The following is a 14,321-nucleotide window of genomic DNA, read 5'->3' on the forward strand; positions in this document are numbered from 1 at the left end:
ACATCAAACGCGTTTGATACATCACCCCGGCGTCACCAGGCCCGACTCGTACGCGGCGATCACCAGCTGCGCGCGGTCGCGGGCCCGCAGCTTGGTCATGGCCCGGTTGACGTGGGTCTTCGCCGTCACGGGGCTGATCACCATGCGGGCCGCGATCTGGTCGTTGGACAGCCCGCGCGCGACCAGCGCGACGGCCTCGCGCTCGCGGTTGGTCAGCCCGATCAGCAGCGCGCCGGCCCGCGGCCGCGGGGGCTGGGTGACGTACCGGTCGATCAGCTTGCGGGTGATGGACGGCGCCAGCAGCGCGTCGCCGCGCGCGGCCACCCGGACGGCGTGCAGGAAGTCCTCCGGCTGGATGTCCTTGACCAGGAACCCGGCCGCGCCCGCCCGCAGCGCCTCGAACACGTACTCGTCCAGGCCGTAGTTGGTCAGGATGACGACGTGCACGCTCGCCAGCGCCGGGTCGGCCGTGATGTGCCGGGTGGCCTCGATGCCGTCGGCGCCGGGCATCCGGATGTCGAGCAGCGCGATGTCGGGCAGGTGCCGACGGGCCAGCGCCACCCCCTGCCGGCCGTCGCCCGCCTCGGCGACCACCTCGATGTCGTCCTCGGCGTCGAGCAGCGCGCGGAAACCGCTGCGGATCAGCGGCTGGTCGTCGGCCAGCAGCACCCGGATCACGGCGTACGGTCCAGGGGCAGCTCGGCGTCGACGGTGAAGCCGCCCTCGCGGCGCGCCCCGGTGCGCAGCCGGCCGCCGAGCGCCGCCACCCGCTCGCGCATGCCCAGCAGCCCGTTGCCCGGCGGCACGCCGGCCTCCGGCGTGGCCGTGCCGTCGTCGTCGACCCGGATGCCCACCGCGCCCGGCCGGTAGTCGATCCGCACCGACGCGGTGGCCGCGGCCGCGTGCCGGGCGATGTTGGTCAGCGACTCCTGCACGATCCGGTACGCGGTGCGGTCCACCGCGTCGGGCACGTCACCGCGGGCGCCCTCGACCGTCAGCGTGGCGTCCAGCCCCGCGGTGCGCGCCTGCCGCACCAGGTCCGGCACGTCGTCGAGCCCGCGCAGCGGGCCGCGGCCGTCGCGGCGCAGCGTCTCGAGCGTCGCGCGCAGCTCGCGTGACGCCTCCCGCCCGGCGTCGCGGATCGCCAGCAACGCCTCCGGCGGCTGCTCGCCGCGCCGCTCGGCCAGGTGCACCGCGACCTCGGCCTGCACCTTGATCACCGAGATCTGGTGGGTCAGCGAGTCGTGCAGCTCCCGCGCGATGTGCAGCCGCTCCTCGTCGGCGCGGCGCAGCGCGATCTCCTCACGGGTGCGCTCGGCCTCGTCCGCGCGCCGCTCCGCCTGCCGCAGCGCCTCCCCCGCCGCGCCGGCCGCGATCAGCCAGGCCAGCTCGAGCACGCCGCGCGCCCGCGCGAACGCCTCCCCGGCGTCGCGCAGCCCCGGCGCCAGCGCGGCGGCCGGCAGCGCGAGCAGCATCAGCCCGCTCACGATCACCGTCACGCGGCGGTGGCCGGCCCGCACGGCCCCGTAGACGGCGACGAGGTAGGCCACCGCGAACACGTCGAAGCCGGCCGCCTGATAGCCGACCGCACACAACCCGGTCACGACCAGCACCGCGACCGGGGCCCGGCGGCGCGCGGCCAGCGCCAGCCCGCCGGCGACCAGCAGCACCCAGCCGAGCGGCGCGGCGGGGGTGCCGGGGCTCTCCGACAGCCCGGCGATCAGCAGGATCGCCGCCACGCCGACGGCGACCACCGGATCGCGGGCCTTCCCCATGCGGGCACCCTAGCCGCCCGCGCGCCCGCGCGAGTCGTGCGAACGCGGCAGCAGCCACATACCGCACACGCAGTAGTTCCCGGGATCTGCCACCACCGCGGCAGCCGCAGGTGTCCACATCGGCACGACGCGCGGGCGGCGCCGGGCGGACACGATCGGAGCAGGACACGAGGAGGCACCTTCATGGACGCGTACACCTTCACCGGCGGCCGGCTCCTGGGCTCCGCAGCCGCCCTCATCGCCCTTGCCGGCGCCATCCTCGGCCGGCTGGCCCTGACCCGCCCCGGCCGCCGGCGCACCACCGCGGGCCTGGCCGCCGGTGGCGCCGGCGCGGCACTGGGCGGATTCGTCGTGGCCGTCGCCGACGGCGGTCCCGGCAGCGGAAGCGGCATCATGGGCGGTTTCGTGGCGCTGGGGCTGGGTTTGCTCGGGGTGGGCCTGGCCTGGGCCGGCCGCCGCCGGCATGGTGCCGTCGCCGGGCGGGCGACCTCTCAGGCCGGGCCGGACTGAGAGACCCCCGGCCTGGCGGGCGGCAGACCTCTCAGGCCAGGCCGGACTGATAGGCGAAGACGACGAGCTGGGCGCGGTCGCGGGCGCCCAGCTTCGTCATCGAGCGGCTCACGTGGGTGCGGGCCGTGGCGGGGCTGACCACCAGCCGCTCGGCGATCTCGGCGTTGGACAGGCCCTCGGCCACCAGCGCGACGATCTCGCGCTCCCGGTCGGTGAGCCGGTCCAGCGACGGGTGCGGGGTGACGGCCCGCGGCGCCAGCCCGGTGAACTCGCGGATCAGCGTGCGGGTGACCGACGGCGCGAGCAGGGCGCCGCCGTCGTGGACCGTGCGGACGGCGTCGAGCAGGGCCGGCGGGGCGGTGTTCTTGAGCAGGAAGCCGCTCGCGCCGGAGCGCAGCGCGGTGAACACGTACTCGTCGTGGTCGAAGGTGGTCAGCACGATGACCTTCGTGGCCGCCAGCGCCGGGTCGGCGACGATGCGCCGGGTCGCCTCGAGCCCGTCGATGCCGGGCATGCGGATGTCCATGAGCACCACGTCGGGCCGCATGCGGCGGCACTGCGCGACGGCGGCCAGACCGTCGGCGGCCTCGGCGGCGACCGCGAACCCGTCCGTGGCGTCGAAGAGGGCGCGCAGCCCCAGGCGTACGAGGTCCTGGTCGTCGGCGAGCAGCACGGTGATCACGAGCGCCCCCGCGGGATGACCGCCCGGACGGCGAAGGTCCCCGCGTCCGACGAGGCGGTCAGCGTGCCGCCGACCTGCTCCACCCGCCGGCGCATGCCCGTGATGCCGAAGCCGTCGGCGTGCCCCGCGCCCGGCGCGTCGTTGCACACCCGCAGGTCGACGCTGCGCGGCCGATGCCGGATCGTCACCCCCGCCCACGGGCGGGCCGCGTGCTTGACCACGTTCGTCAGCGCCTCCTGCAGCACCCGGTACGCGGCCACGTCCGCGGCAGCCGGCAGCGGGCCGGGCGTCCCCTCGACCGTCAGGTCGACGGCCACCCCCGCCGTGCGGACCCGCGCGCACAGGTCGTCCACCCGGGCCAGTCCGGGCGTCGGCGCGGTGGCCTCCCCGTGCGACAGCGCGGCCAGCGTGGTGCGCAACTCCGCCAGCGCCTCCGAACTCGCGGCGCTGATCGCCGTCAGCGCCTCGTGCGCCATCCCGGGGCGCGTGTCGCGCAGGTGCAGCGCGATGTCGGCCTGCATCTGGATCGCGGCCAGCCCGTGCCCGACGACGTCGTGCACCTCCTGGGCGACGCGCAACCGTTCGGCGTCCGCGATCCGCCGCTCCGACTCGGCGCGCTCGCGGGCCTGCGCCTCCGCGACCGAGCGGCGCGCCGCGCCCACCGTGAACGGCACCACCACCCACGCGAGGCCGGGCGCCAGGCCGTACAGCGGCTCGTGGATCAGCAGCACGAGCAGCGCCACCACCGACCAGGCCGCCGCCGGGCGCAGCGGCCGCCACCGCGCCACCTCGTGGACGCACACGGCAAAGGACACGAGGATCGGCCCGTACGGATAACCGACGATCAGGTACGCCGACGTGAGCGCGGCCGCCGCGAGCAGCGCGGGCCCCGGCCACCGGCGCCGCAGCCCCGTGACGGCCGCCGCGAGCACCACCAGCACCACCGCGGTCCCGTCGACGGTGTGGTCCGCGGCCCGCAGCTCGTCGAGCACCGGCAGCGTCGCCACGCCCACCACCGCCAGGGCGGCGGGCACGGCCACGTCACGTACGCGCATGGTTCCCACCGTGCCATGGGCGGGCACCCGCCGCGTACGTCGGCGGGCGTACGCTCCCCGCCCGACGCGCGGGCGCGGGCCTTGCCCCAGGCTGGACGCATGAACCTCCGACCGGCGCACCGCAAGCTGTGGCTCGTGCTGCACATCGTGTCGGCCGGCGCGTGGATCGGCATCGACGTGCTCGTCGCCGTTCTCGCCGGCACCGGCCTGCTCGCCGACGACCCCGGCACGCGGAGCCTGGCCTACCGCGCGCTCGGCACCTTCGTCGTGTGTCCGATGCTGTCCTCCGGGCTCGTCTGCCTGGGTACCGGAGTGCTCCTGGGGCTGGGCACCCGATGGGGCCTGATCCGCTACTGGTGGGTGGCCGTCAAACTCGGCATCAACGTGCTGCTGTGCACATTGATCATCGTGCTGCTGCGGCCCGGCATGCCCGCCGTCCGCGCGTACGGAGAGACCATGCCGCCCACCGCGTTCGACACGAGCAGCCTGGTCATGCCGCCGATCGTCTCGTTGACCCTGCTCAGCCTCGCCACCGTCCTGTCCGTCTACAAGCCGTGGGGCCGCACCCGCCGCGGTGCCGCTCAGGTCGCCAGGCAGGCCACCGCGAGGAGCGCGGTCAGGACGCCGTAGAGGTGAACGGTGTGCAGGCGTTCGCGCAGCAGTGAGCGGTTGAGCACCAGGGTGACTGCCGGATAGAGCGAGGCCAGCACCGCCGCGGCGGCGAGGGCCCCGGCCGCGGCCACCGTGAAGGAGGCGTCCGCCAGCGCGTCGGTGGCCCCGACCGCGAGGATCGTGATGGCGGCGCCCATCCCGGGCGCGAGCAGCCGGCCGCGGGCGGCTCGCGCGGGCGAGGTTGGCGGCCCGCCGTGGACGGCGGGTGTGGACAACTGCGGAATGTGGATGACCCGCGCCGCCCTCGTTGCGGGTCTAGGCTCGCGGCCACACCCGGGTGGGCGGGGGAGGCGGTGGCACACGGCGATCTTGAAAAGCGGGGAAGGCGGACCGGCGGCGGGGCGTCCACACGAAAGAGCCGGCCCGATCGCGAGGCGACGCCACCCCAGCGCCGCCACCAGCGCCAGCGCACCGCAGCCGCCGCTGATCCGCGCCAGCGCAGTCGCCCAGAACTGATCGGCCGCGCTCGCCTCGTGGAGCAACACGAAGTACGCCCCGAACCCGAGCGCCGCCACCAGCGCGCACACCGTGGCGGAACGCCGCGCGCGATCCGCGGAGGACACCGGCCAGCCGGCCATGGTGGCCCCGGCCAGCCCGGCCACGACGCCGAGCGCGGCGAGCAGCCCGAGCCGTTCGCCGTGCAGCATCCCCCAGCCCACCGGGACCAGCGCGGCGACCGCGGCGACCGGCGCCACCACGGCGAGCGACCCGTCCCGCATCGCCCGGTACAGCAGGCCCATCGCCGGCAGCCCGACCAGTCCGGCGGCGACCGCGAGCAGGAGCCGGCCGTCGGTGGGCGGGGGAACGCCGCGCACGGCGGCGGCGGCGATCACCAGCGCCATCGCGGCGACCTTCGACCCGGCCAGGATGGTCAGCAGCGGCAGCCGCCGGGCGAGCAGCCCGGCGAGGAAGTCGGACACCCCCCACGCCAGGGCGGCGAGCGCCGCGGCCGTCATCATCCAGGCCACGGCGGCCCCCAGCACGTCATGCGCCGATGATGCCGACCTCGTAGCCGCAGGTCAGTCGCCCGCAAGAGGGGCGGCCCGCCGCCCCGCCGCGGACGACGGGAAGACGGGCCGCTCGGGCTAATCCGGTCAGGGCAGGGTCCACCGCTGGTTCGTGCCGGCGAAGCACTCCCAGATCTGCAGCCGGGTGCCGTTGGCCGACGAGTTGTTCGAGGCGTCGAGGCACTTGTTGCTGACCGGGTTGCGCAGCGTGCCGTTGGACTGGGCCTGCCACTGCTGCGCGCCGGTGCCGTTGCAGTCGTAGATCTGCACCAGCGAGCCGTTCGCGGTGCCGGCGGCGGCCACGTCGAGGCACTTGCCCAGGCCGCGGATGGTGCCGTCGGTGCCGACGGTCCAGTTCTGCGCGTTGGAGCCGTTGCAGTCGTACAGCTGGACCGCGGTGCCGTTGGCGCTGGAGGCCGCCGCGATGTCGACGCACTTGCCGCCGATGCCCGTGATCCGGCCGGTGCGGCCCGCGGGCGGAGGCGTGGAGCCACCGGTGGCGACCTCGTAGATGGCGCTGACCAGCGAGTTCGCGCCGGTGGCGTCCTGCGACAGCTCCCAGTTCATGATGCCGCCGGCGTTGGCGAGCGCCCACTGCGTCTTGCGGCGGATCGTCGGCAGCCCGTTGTAGCACTCCCCCGACGGCGTGCAGTCGCGGTTGGCGTTGGCCGGGTCCTGGGCGACGAGCTGGGCGTACGTCAGATAACCGGGACGGCTGTAGAACGGCACGCCCAGCACGGTCTTGGCCTTGGGCAGCCCCCGGTTCTTCCAGAAGGTCGCCGACGCGATCGACCAGTCGTAGTTCGCGTGCGGCGACCCGCCGTCGTACGCCATGATGTTGAGCCAGTCGACGGAGCCGAACACCGCGGGCTGCACGCCGTTCGCGGTGCCGCCCTCGCTGACGACCGCGGCGGTGAGCAGTTTGCCCTCACTGTGCAGGGCGGTGCCCAGCTGCTGCATGAGCGCCGTGTAGTTGGTGGCGCTGGCGCCGGGGTCCGGGTACTCCCAGTCGATGTCGATGCCGTCGAGCCCGTACTGCCGCACGGTGTTCATGACGTTGTTGACGAACGCCGTCCGGGTGCTCGCGCCGGCCGCCAGCGCCTCGAACGCGGAGTCGTTGCCGTCGTTCCAGCCGCCGATGGCGAGCGAGACCTTGGTGTTGTTCTGGTGCCCGAGCGTGACGAGCTGCTGCAGCTTGGCCGTGTTCTCGATCGGCTGCAGCGTGCCGTTCGCGTTGGGCAGCGCGAACGAGTAGTTGATGTGGGTCAGCTTCGAGTACTGGATGCTCGTGACGCTGCCCGCCCACGACGGCATGTAGCCGACGCTCTTGAATCCGTTGGGCAGGACGGCGGCCTGCGACGTGCCCTGCATTGCGAGTGCCGTGACGGTGCCGACGGCGGCGACGGTGACGGCGGCTGCGGCCGCGGCCCACCGGCTTCTTCTGGCCATGGGGATGGTGACCCTTCGTGTCCGGCGCGGGGGATCGCGCCGTGGGGATGACTACGGGCACCAAAGGTTAGGAAGATTTACTAATAGTCGTCAATACACGACGTGAAACAAGTCGATTTCCGTGTGGTGTACGGTGTATCTGAAAGCCATTCCGTACGGCATACGGAGTTGAAGCATGAACCTCACCGACCAGCTGCACCGCCTCCTCGAGGCCGGCCTCGCCGACGTCACCGGCACCACCGCGGCCGAGCTCGCCGCCTGCGTCGCCGCGCTGCCGGACGAACCCCGGGGCGTGCTCGTCGTGCACCCCACGCTGGCCACCGCGCGTCAGCTCGCGCCGCTGCTGCGCCACCGCGACAAGCCCGGCTTCGTCGTCGACGACCTGACCGACCTCGAGCAGTTCGTGCCCCTCGACGGCCTCACCGTGCCCGACCGCCCGCTCTACCTGCTCGCCGACCCCGACCGCGGCGACGACATGCGCAACTGGAGCCCCGACGAGGCGCTGCCCGCGATCCTGGACCGCGGCCGGACGCCGCTCACCCTCAACGAGGGCATCAGCTGGCTGCTGCAGGAGCCCAAGGTGCTCGAGCCCGGCCACTGCTTCATGACCATCGGCTCGCGCAAACGCAGCGGCGCCGCCCTCGACGCCCGGACGCCCGCCATCTGGATCAGCGGCGGCACCGGGCGCGACGGCGTCGCCCGGCGCCGGGCACCCAAGGTCGGCTGGTGCTGGGCCGGCAACCGGCACACCTGGCTGGGCTTCGCCTCGGCGCGCCACCGCCGGCCGCTCGACCGGTGATCCGGCGCCGGCGGCGGACGGTCAGCGGCCCTCGAACCGCGGGGCGCGCCGCTGCATGAACGCCTGTTGCCCCTCCCGCTCGTCGTGCGAGCCGGCGGTCTCCGCGATCAGCGCGAGGGCCCGCGGCTGCATCGACGGGTGGGCGGCGGCCTTGATCGCGGCCTTCGCGGCGCGCACGGCGAGCGGGGCGTTGGCCGCGATCGCGCTCGCCGTGCGCAGCACGTCCTCCTCGAGCCCGGCGGCGGGCACCAGCCGGTTGATCAGGCCGGCGGCCAGGGCCTCGGTGTCCGCGTACGCCCGGGCGGTGAACAGCATCTCGCTCGCGTCGGCGGGCCCCACCGCGTGCACCAGCGTCTGCGCGAGCGCGAACGGGTAGCCGATGCCCAGCCGGGCGGCGGGGATCGCGAACCGGCTGCCCTCGGCCGCGACGCGGATGTCGGCGCTGAGCGCGAGCGCCATGCCCGCGCCGAAGCAGTGCCCGCGGATCATCGCGATCAGCGGGGTGGTGAGCCCGCTGAGCGTCTCGAACAGTTCGGTCAGCGTCCGTTCCCACGTGTCGCGGGCGGCCGCCGAGTCGTGGTGCGCGGCGAACTCCGAGATGTCCGCCCCGGCCGTGAACGTCCCGCCGTCGCCGCGCAGCACGATCGTCCGCACGCCCGGGTCCCGATCCATCCCGCGGACGACCGCCTCCAGCTCGCCGAGCATGGCGGTCGACAGGGCGTTACGGCGGGCGGGATTGCTCATCGTGATCAAGCCGACGCCGTCACGCACGTCACCGTCGATTGCTGCCACGGACCGTGACCCTACTCCGGCATGATCAGCCCGCTCGAGTACGCGTACGCGATCGCCCGCGCCCGGTCGCGCAGGCCCAGCTTGTCCAGCGCCCGCCCGAGGTGCGTCTTGACCGTCGTCTCGCCCAGGTGCAGCGTGGCCGCGATCTCCGGGTTCGACAGCCCGCGCCCGACCAGCGCCAGCACCTCGGCCTCGCGCGGCGTGAGCAGCTCCAGCGCGGGGTCGCGCGGCCGCGTGGGCGGCGTCCCCGCGTACCGGTCGATCACCCGCGGGACGACCGCCGGGTCGAGCAGCCCGCGCCCGGCGGCCACCTCGCGCAGCGCCTCCAGCAGCTGCTCGGGCGGCGACACCTTGAGCAGGAACCCGGCCACGCCCGCCCGCAGCGCCCCGTCCACCAGCACGTCCTCGTCGAAGGTCGTCAGCACCAGCACCCGTACGGCCGGGTGCCGCTCAGCGATGAGCCGGGCCGCGCCGATGCCGTCGAGGCCGGGCATCCGCGCGTCCATCAGCACCACGTCCGGGCGTACGCGCTCGACCACCCGGACCACCCCGTGGCCGTCGGCGGCCTCCCCCGCGACCTCCATGTCCGGCTCGTCGGAGATCAGCATCCGCAGCCCGGCCCGCATGATCGCCTCGTCGTCCGCGAGCACCACCCGGATCACCGGCTCACCCCGGCCGCCGTCAGCGGGAACACCGCGTTCACCCGGTAGCCGCCCTCCGCGCGGTTGCCCGTGGTCAGCCGCCCGCCGAACAGCCCGACCCGCTCGCGCATCCCGACCAGGCCGTGGCCGCCCGTGGGCGCCACCGCGCCCCGCCCGTCGTCCGTCACCGTCAATTCCACTTCCTTCCCGCCGTACGTCACCTCGACCGTCGCGCGCTTCGCCCCGGCGTGGCGGAGCACGTTCGTCAACGCCTCCTGCACCACCCGGTAGGCCGACATGTCCAGCGCCGCGGGCAGCTCCCCGGGCTCGCCGGCGATCCGCAGGTCCACCTCGAGCCCCGCCGCGCGCACGTGCTCCACCAGCTCGTCGAGGCGCCGCAGCGACGGCGCCGGCCCCAGCCCGTCCGCGTCGTCCGGCCGCAGCAGCCCCACCACCCGCCGGATCTCCGCCACGCTGCGCCGCCCCAGCTCCTCGACCTGCGCGAGCGCGTCCCGCTCGACCGGCCGGTCGCTCAGCCGCCGCCGCAGCACCCCCGCCTGCATCGTCATCACGCTCACCGTATGCGCAACCGCGTCGTGCAGCTCCCGCGAGATGCGGGCCCGTTCCTCGTCCACCGCCGCGCGCGCCCGCGCCTCCCGTTCGGCCGCCAGCTCCGCCGCGAGCCGCGCGAGCTGCGCCGAGCGGCCCTGCTCGCGCCGCAGCAACGCCCCCACGCTCCAGCCGAACGTCTCGAGCACCGCGAAGAACACGAACTCCCACGACGTCTCGCCGGTCACGAACAGCGCCGTCGACGGGATGACGAACGCCGCAACCGCCGCCGGCACCGTGCGTCGCGCCGGTTCTCGGTACGCCGCGTGCGCGACCAGCACGAGCTGGGCGATCAGCTGCGACCCGCCCACGCCGGGCAGGTGCAGGACGGCGATGTACGGCACCACCAGCACCGACAGCACCATCGCGGTGACCGGCAGCCGGGCCGCCAGCGGGAAACAGAGGAACAGCACCACCGAGGCGCTGATCTCGCCCCAGCCCGCCCCCTGGGGCACCTTGCTGCCGGTCATCTCCGCGACCGCGACCAGGGCCCAGACCAGCCCCGCGAGCAGGCCGGTCAGCAGCCACTGCCGCCGGGTGTGCGGTACGCGCACGTGCGCCCCTTCCTTCGGCGGTACGGTCTCGCCCGCTCTGCGCCCGACGCTAGTGATCGCCCGCCGCCGGCGGATCCTCTCCCGGAACGACCGCCCGTCCTCCCCCGGGAGGACCCCGCGCGCGTCCGGCCGCCCACCGGTCGCACCTTGATCGGCCCCGCACGATGATCCGGAGCCCCTGGTCCGCTTCATAGCGTCTGAGCCATGACGAACACGCTTTTCCGCCGCCTGGCCGGCGCCGCCCTCCTGACCACCCCCGCCCTGCTGCTCGGCGCGATGCTGACCTCGCCGCCGCAGGACGACGACTCGTCCCGGGCCTACATCGAGTCGCTGGCCCGCGACTGGGACCTGTCGATCGTGTCGGCGAACCTGTTCCACTACTACTGGGTGGCGATCGCCCTGGCCGTTCCGGCCGCGCTGACCCTGCTGCGCGGCCCGCGCGGCCGGACCCTGGCGACCGCCGGCGCCTTCGCCACCGCGCTGGGCGCTATCCAGATCTCCGGCATGCTGCTGACCGACTGGTTCAACGCCGCCATGCCGTCGATCGTCACCACCGACCAGGCCGTCGCCGTCTTCGACCGGGTCAGCGCCGACCCGTCGCTGACCGTCTGGCTGCGCTCCGGCGTCGTGCTGGGCATCGCCATGCCGGCCCTGCTGATGGCCGGCCTGGCCCGCAACGGCGTGATCGGCTGGTGGGCCACCCCGGTCGCCCTGCTCCCCATGATCGCCGGCCCCGTCGCGGGCAGCATCCTGGGCGCCGCCGCCGGCAGCGTCGTCGGCGCCCTGTGCTGCGCCCCCTTCGTCCTGGTCGGCTTCCGCCTCCTGCGCCGCACCGCCCCGGACGTGGCCGCGGCCGAGCCCGACCTGGTCGCCGCCCGCTGAGAACGGCTCGGTCAGGACCCCGACGTCCCGACCGAGCCGTCCGCGTGCCGCCGATCAGGCGCACACCCCGATCCCGCGAGAATCCTCCGCCGGACCTGCTCCCGCACACCGGCCTTGTGGTGGCTCACGCCCGGCCGAACGCCGCCACGCGAGTCCGGAGCGCATCCGCCGGGGTGGAGGGCGCGGTGAGGGGGTCTCGTCCGGACGACGGGGCGCTCACCCGGGCCGGCGCGCCGGAGGGGCCGTGCCGGCCCGGGTCGGCGCCGCCCCGGCCGGCGCCGGGCGGTCCGGGAGCAGCAGCAGGATCGACAGCACGAGCAGGGCGCCGAGGCCGGCGGCGTTGCCCACCCGGTCGAGGGTGGGATAGACGTGGAGGTGCAGCAGGTGCCACAGGAAGTGGACGGCGTTGAAGACCAGCCACGCGCCGCCGGTGGTGCGCATCGCGGACGGCGTGGGGCGGCGCAAGGCCGACACCGAGACGACCAGCAGGGCCAGATAGAGGGCGCCCACGTCGCGGACGAGGTGCTCGTTGTACGGGCCCAGGGCCGACACCCAGTGGCGGCCGGGAGCGGGGAAGTCGGTGTGGAACGACAGCGGGAACGCCGCCGCCCACACGCCCACGGTGGCGGCGACCACCGCCAGGGGCACGATCAGGCCTCGCTTCGCGGTGAGGGTCATCGCGCGGCGAGCCACTCGTCGAAGGTGATCTCGCCGCGGTGGAAGTCACCCTCGGGCAGCAGCCCGCCGTGGGCCATGGCGCGGCCGGCGGGGACGCTCAGCACGAGGCCGCGGCGGGCCAGGCGGCGCACCATGGCCGGCACCTCGAGCACCTCGGGGCCGGCCAGGTCGGTGGCGAGCCCGCGCGCCGGGCCCTCGGCCAGCCGGACCAGCTCGGCGGCCACCTCGGACGCGGCGACCGGGCGGCTCAGCATGGCGGGCACGAGCTTCACCGGGCCGGGCACGCGGTCGAGCAGCTGCGCGGCGAACTCGTGGAACTGCGTCGCGCGCAGCACGGTCGCGGGGATCGGGCCGTCGAGCGCGAGCCGTTCCTGGCGCCGCTTGCCCTCGTAGTAGCCCGAGTCGACGCGGTCGACCCCGACGATCGAGAGGACGACGTGGTGCCGTACGCCCGCCCGCTCCTCCGCCGCCAGCAGGGTGCGCGTCGTCGTCTCGAAGAACGCGACGGACGCCTTGCGGCTCAGCGTCTCGACGTTGGTCACGTCGACGACGACGTCCACCCCGCGCAGCGCGTCGTCGAGCCCCTCCCCCGTCGTCAGGTCCACGCCGGTCGACCGGGAGATCACCACCACCTCGTGTCCCCTGGCCCGGGCCTGCTCGACCACCAGCCTGCCGACCCAGCCGGTCCCTCCGGCGACTGCGATGTTCATGGCGTCCGTCCCTTCGTCGTTGTGGCTCCTCGCGGCAGGGACGAGGCGCCGGCGGCGAACGTGACGGGGTGTGGCTCAGGCCATAGTCGTCAGGCGCGGGCGCCGATCGCCAGGGCGCGCAGCAGGAACCGCGGCTCGGCGAGCGCGCTCGGGTGGGCGAGCATCGTGGTGACCTGGTTGAGCCGGTGGCTGACCGAGCCGTCGCGCATCGAGGCCCGGAACACCAGGCCGCTGACCCACTGGATGGCCTTGTAGCCGCGGGGGTACGGGCCGTCGACGTGCGGCAGCGCCAGGTCGGCCATCGTCGACACCTGCCACGCGGCGTCCACGACGACCTTGACGTCGGCGAAGTACGAGCGGGCCGGGCGGGACAGGTCGGGGTCGCCGCGCAGGTACTCCGACAGCGCGGAGGCGTGCAGCATCGCCGAGGTCATCCCCTGCCCGTACACCGGGTTGAAGGACGCCACCGCGTCGCCGGCCGCGACCAGTCGCGCCGGGAGGCGGGTGAGCTTGTGGAAGTCGCGGCGGCGGCTGTCGGCCTGGTGGTACGTGATGACGTCGCCCACCTGCTCGGCGGTGGTGGCGACCTCGCCGAACTCGCGCGGGAAGTCGTCGACGCAGCGCTGCCGGAACTCGGCGGCGTCGCGGCCGGGCCGGTCGGCTGCGTAGCCCGAGACGAGCACCGTCCACCGGTCGCCCTCGATCGGCGTGAAGCCGGCGATCCGCGCGACCTTGCCCGGCCCCGGGTTCGCGATCGAGATGCACGTCCAGACCCGCGCGTCCGCGGGGCGCCGGAACAGCGCGGTCGCGTAGTTGAGCTTGATGCCCATGCGCTGCATCGGCGGCCGGGGGTAGCCGTGCGCCTCGAGCCAGTCGCTGAGCCGGCTCGAGCGCCCGGTGGCGTCCACGACGAAGTCGGCCGGCTCCTCCCGCCCTTCGAACCGCACCCCCGTGACCGCGCCGTCGCGCACGACGATGTCCTCGGCGCGGCCCTGCACCGTACGCACGTTGGGAAGCGCCAGGACCCGGTGCCGGATCAGCGCCTCGAGGAACGGGCGGCTGGAGATCAGCGCCTGCGCGGCGGGACCGCTCGGCGGCTCGTCGCGCAGCTCACCGTCGAGATAGAACTTGTTCGTGCCCGCCGGCGGGTCGACCGCACCGGCCGCGAGCGCCTCCTCGACGAAGCCCGGGAACCACCGCCGCAGCTGGTTGAGCCCCGACGGCAGCAGCGCGTGCACCTGGCTGCCCTGCGGCACCCCCGGACGCGGCGCGGCCTCGGCGGCGACCCGCTCGCTCGGCAGGTCGAGCCCGGCGAGGTCGTCGCGCTCGACGACCAGCACCTGCTCGGCGTGGTCGCTGAGCACCCGCGCGGCCATCAGCCCCGCGATGCTGCCACCCAGCACGACCGCCTGCCGGAACAGCCTGCGCTGCCCCCGCGGCGGCTCGGACGTCGAGATCGCGGCGAATCGCCGTGCAGCGGACATCGCTTCCCCCGTTGTATGCGAA

The 14,321-nt window shown here is 74.7% G+C and carries 16 protein-coding genes; 4 read left to right on the forward strand and 12 right to left on the reverse strand.

Annotated elements, in window-relative coordinates:
- Positions 1–21 precede the first annotated feature (21 nt).
- Positions 22–678, reverse strand: coding sequence for a response regulator (locus ACSNN8_RS34710; protein WP_436654401.1), 657 nt, complete (start codon positions 676–678; stop codon positions 22–24).
- Entirely contained in the window at positions 675–1,775 is a 1,101-nt protein-coding gene (locus ACSNN8_RS34715) for a sensor histidine kinase (protein WP_436654402.1), read from the reverse strand. The genes ACSNN8_RS34710 and ACSNN8_RS34715 overlap by 4 nt, the downstream gene beginning before the upstream one ends.
- 183 nt (positions 1,776–1,958) lie before the next feature.
- On the opposite strand from ACSNN8_RS34715, the gene ACSNN8_RS34720 reads away from it, so the two are divergent.
- Positions 1,959–2,285, forward strand: a complete 327-nt coding sequence (locus ACSNN8_RS34720; RefSeq protein WP_436654403.1) for a DUF6223 family protein — start codon at positions 1,959–1,961, stop codon at positions 2,283–2,285.
- 31 nt (positions 2,286–2,316) lie between these two features.
- Here the strand turns inward: ACSNN8_RS34720 and ACSNN8_RS34725 are convergent, their stop codons facing one another.
- Both ACSNN8_RS34725 and ACSNN8_RS34730 read right to left on the reverse strand, forming a co-directional pair.
- The gene (locus tag ACSNN8_RS34725; protein ID WP_436654404.1) at positions 2,317–2,967 is read right to left on the reverse strand and encodes a response regulator; all 651 of its coding nucleotides are present in this window, start codon (positions 2,965–2,967) and stop codon (positions 2,317–2,319) included.
- Positions 2,964–4,022: a sensor histidine kinase gene (locus ACSNN8_RS34730; RefSeq protein ID WP_436654405.1), complete on the reverse strand. Its 1,059-nt coding sequence runs from the start codon at positions 4,020–4,022 to the stop codon at positions 2,964–2,966. The genes ACSNN8_RS34725 and ACSNN8_RS34730 overlap by 4 nt, the downstream gene beginning before the upstream one ends.
- A 99-nt stretch (positions 4,023–4,121) precedes the next feature.
- On the opposite strand from ACSNN8_RS34730, the gene ACSNN8_RS34735 reads away from it, so the two are divergent.
- On the forward strand, positions 4,122–4,652 hold the full coding sequence (locus ACSNN8_RS34735; RefSeq protein ID WP_436654406.1) for a hypothetical protein: 531 nt from the start codon (positions 4,122–4,124) through the stop codon (positions 4,650–4,652).
- On the opposite strand, the gene ACSNN8_RS34740 is transcribed toward ACSNN8_RS34735, so the two are convergent.
- The gene (locus tag ACSNN8_RS34740) at positions 4,604–5,653 is read right to left on the reverse strand and encodes an EamA family transporter (protein ID WP_436655516.1); all 1,050 of its coding nucleotides are present in this window, start codon (positions 5,651–5,653) and stop codon (positions 4,604–4,606) included. The genes ACSNN8_RS34735 and ACSNN8_RS34740 overlap by 49 nt on opposite strands.
- A 135-nt stretch (positions 5,654–5,788) precedes the next feature.
- A complete protein-coding gene (locus ACSNN8_RS34745; RefSeq protein ID WP_436654407.1) occupies positions 5,789–7,150 on the reverse strand; it encodes a glycosyl hydrolase family 18 protein in 1,362 nt (453 codons plus the stop codon).
- A 175-nt stretch (positions 7,151–7,325) separates the two neighbouring features.
- Here ACSNN8_RS34745 and ACSNN8_RS34750 point away from each other — a divergent pair, with 175 nt between their 5' ends.
- Positions 7,326–7,949, forward strand: coding sequence for a DUF5701 family protein (locus ACSNN8_RS34750; protein ID WP_436654408.1), 624 nt, complete (start codon positions 7,326–7,328; stop codon positions 7,947–7,949).
- 21 nt (positions 7,950–7,970) lie between these two features.
- Here ACSNN8_RS34750 and ACSNN8_RS34755 read toward each other — a convergent pair whose 3' ends face one another.
- From ACSNN8_RS34755 to ACSNN8_RS34765, 3 genes are read right to left on the reverse strand one after another with little or no spacing between them, the layout of a single operon-like run.
- Positions 7,971–8,741 carry an enoyl-CoA hydratase-related protein gene (locus tag ACSNN8_RS34755; protein ID WP_436654409.1) on the reverse strand — a complete coding sequence of 257 codons (771 nt, stop codon included), beginning with the start codon at positions 8,739–8,741 and terminating at the stop codon, positions 7,971–7,973.
- A gap of 11 nt (positions 8,742–8,752) precedes the next feature.
- On the reverse strand, positions 8,753–9,403 hold the full coding sequence (locus ACSNN8_RS34760; protein ID WP_436654410.1) for a response regulator: 651 nt from the start codon (positions 9,401–9,403) through the stop codon (positions 8,753–8,755).
- Positions 9,400–10,545 (reverse strand): sensor histidine kinase, encoded by a 1,146-nt coding sequence (locus ACSNN8_RS34765; RefSeq protein ID WP_436654411.1) that lies wholly within the window; start codon positions 10,543–10,545, stop codon positions 9,400–9,402. The genes ACSNN8_RS34760 and ACSNN8_RS34765 overlap by 4 nt, the downstream gene beginning before the upstream one ends.
- A gap of 204 nt (positions 10,546–10,749) precedes the next feature.
- Between ACSNN8_RS34765 and ACSNN8_RS34770 the strand changes: the two genes are divergently transcribed.
- The gene (locus tag ACSNN8_RS34770) at positions 10,750–11,427 is read left to right on the forward strand and encodes a hypothetical protein (RefSeq protein WP_436654412.1); all 678 of its coding nucleotides are present in this window, start codon (positions 10,750–10,752) and stop codon (positions 11,425–11,427) included.
- 216 nt (positions 11,428–11,643) lie between these two features.
- Here the strand turns inward: ACSNN8_RS34770 and ACSNN8_RS34775 are convergent, their stop codons facing one another.
- The 3 genes from ACSNN8_RS34775 to ACSNN8_RS34785 form a co-directional block, all read right to left on the reverse strand.
- Positions 11,644–12,120 (reverse strand): hypothetical protein, encoded by a 477-nt coding sequence (locus tag ACSNN8_RS34775; protein ID WP_436654413.1) that lies wholly within the window; start codon positions 12,118–12,120, stop codon positions 11,644–11,646.
- The gene (locus ACSNN8_RS34780) at positions 12,102–12,815 is read right to left on the reverse strand and encodes an SDR family oxidoreductase (RefSeq protein WP_436654414.1); all 714 of its coding nucleotides are present in this window, start codon (positions 12,813–12,815) and stop codon (positions 12,102–12,104) included. The genes ACSNN8_RS34775 and ACSNN8_RS34780 overlap by 19 nt, the downstream gene beginning before the upstream one ends.
- 89 nt (positions 12,816–12,904) lie before the next feature.
- Complete coding sequence (locus tag ACSNN8_RS34785) at positions 12,905–14,299, reverse strand: FAD-dependent oxidoreductase (RefSeq protein ID WP_436654415.1); 1,395 nt, start codon at positions 14,297–14,299, stop codon at positions 12,905–12,907.
- Positions 14,300–14,321 lie beyond the last annotated feature (22 nt).

It is taken from the genome of Actinoplanes sp. URMC 104 (assembly GCF_051386375.1).
Lineage (GTDB): Bacteria > Actinomycetota > Actinomycetes > Mycobacteriales > Micromonosporaceae > Actinoplanes.

Bases quoted from the DNA above. Each gene is read 5' to 3' on its own strand.
- ACSNN8_RS34715 (WP_436654402.1), bottom strand. From the start codon at position 1,775: ATGGGGAAGGCCCGCGATCCGGTGGTCGCCGTCGGCGTGGCGGCGATC.
- ACSNN8_RS34720 (WP_436654403.1), top strand. From the start codon at position 1,959: ATGGACGCGTACACCTTCACCGGCGGCCGGCTCCTGGGCTCCGCAGCC.
- ACSNN8_RS34730 (WP_436654405.1), bottom strand. From the start codon at position 4,022: ATGCGCGTACGTGACGTGGCCGTGCCCGCCGCCCTGGCGGTGGTGGGC.
- ACSNN8_RS34735 (WP_436654406.1), top strand. From the start codon at position 4,122: ATGAACCTCCGACCGGCGCACCGCAAGCTGTGGCTCGTGCTGCACATC.
- ACSNN8_RS34740 (WP_436655516.1), bottom strand. From the start codon at position 5,653: ATGATGACGGCCGCGGCGCTCGCCGCCCTGGCGTGGGGGGTGTCCGAC.
- ACSNN8_RS34745 (WP_436654407.1), bottom strand. From the start codon at position 7,150: ATGGCCAGAAGAAGCCGGTGGGCCGCGGCCGCAGCCGCCGTCACCGTC.
- ACSNN8_RS34750 (WP_436654408.1), top strand. From the start codon at position 7,326: ATGAACCTCACCGACCAGCTGCACCGCCTCCTCGAGGCCGGCCTCGCC.
- ACSNN8_RS34770 (WP_436654412.1), top strand. From the start codon at position 10,750: ATGACGAACACGCTTTTCCGCCGCCTGGCCGGCGCCGCCCTCCTGACC.
- ACSNN8_RS34780 (WP_436654414.1), bottom strand. From the start codon at position 12,815: ATGAACATCGCAGTCGCCGGAGGGACCGGCTGGGTCGGCAGGCTGGTG.
- ACSNN8_RS34785 (WP_436654415.1), bottom strand. From the start codon at position 14,299: ATGTCCGCTGCACGGCGATTCGCCGCGATCTCGACGTCCGAGCCGCCG.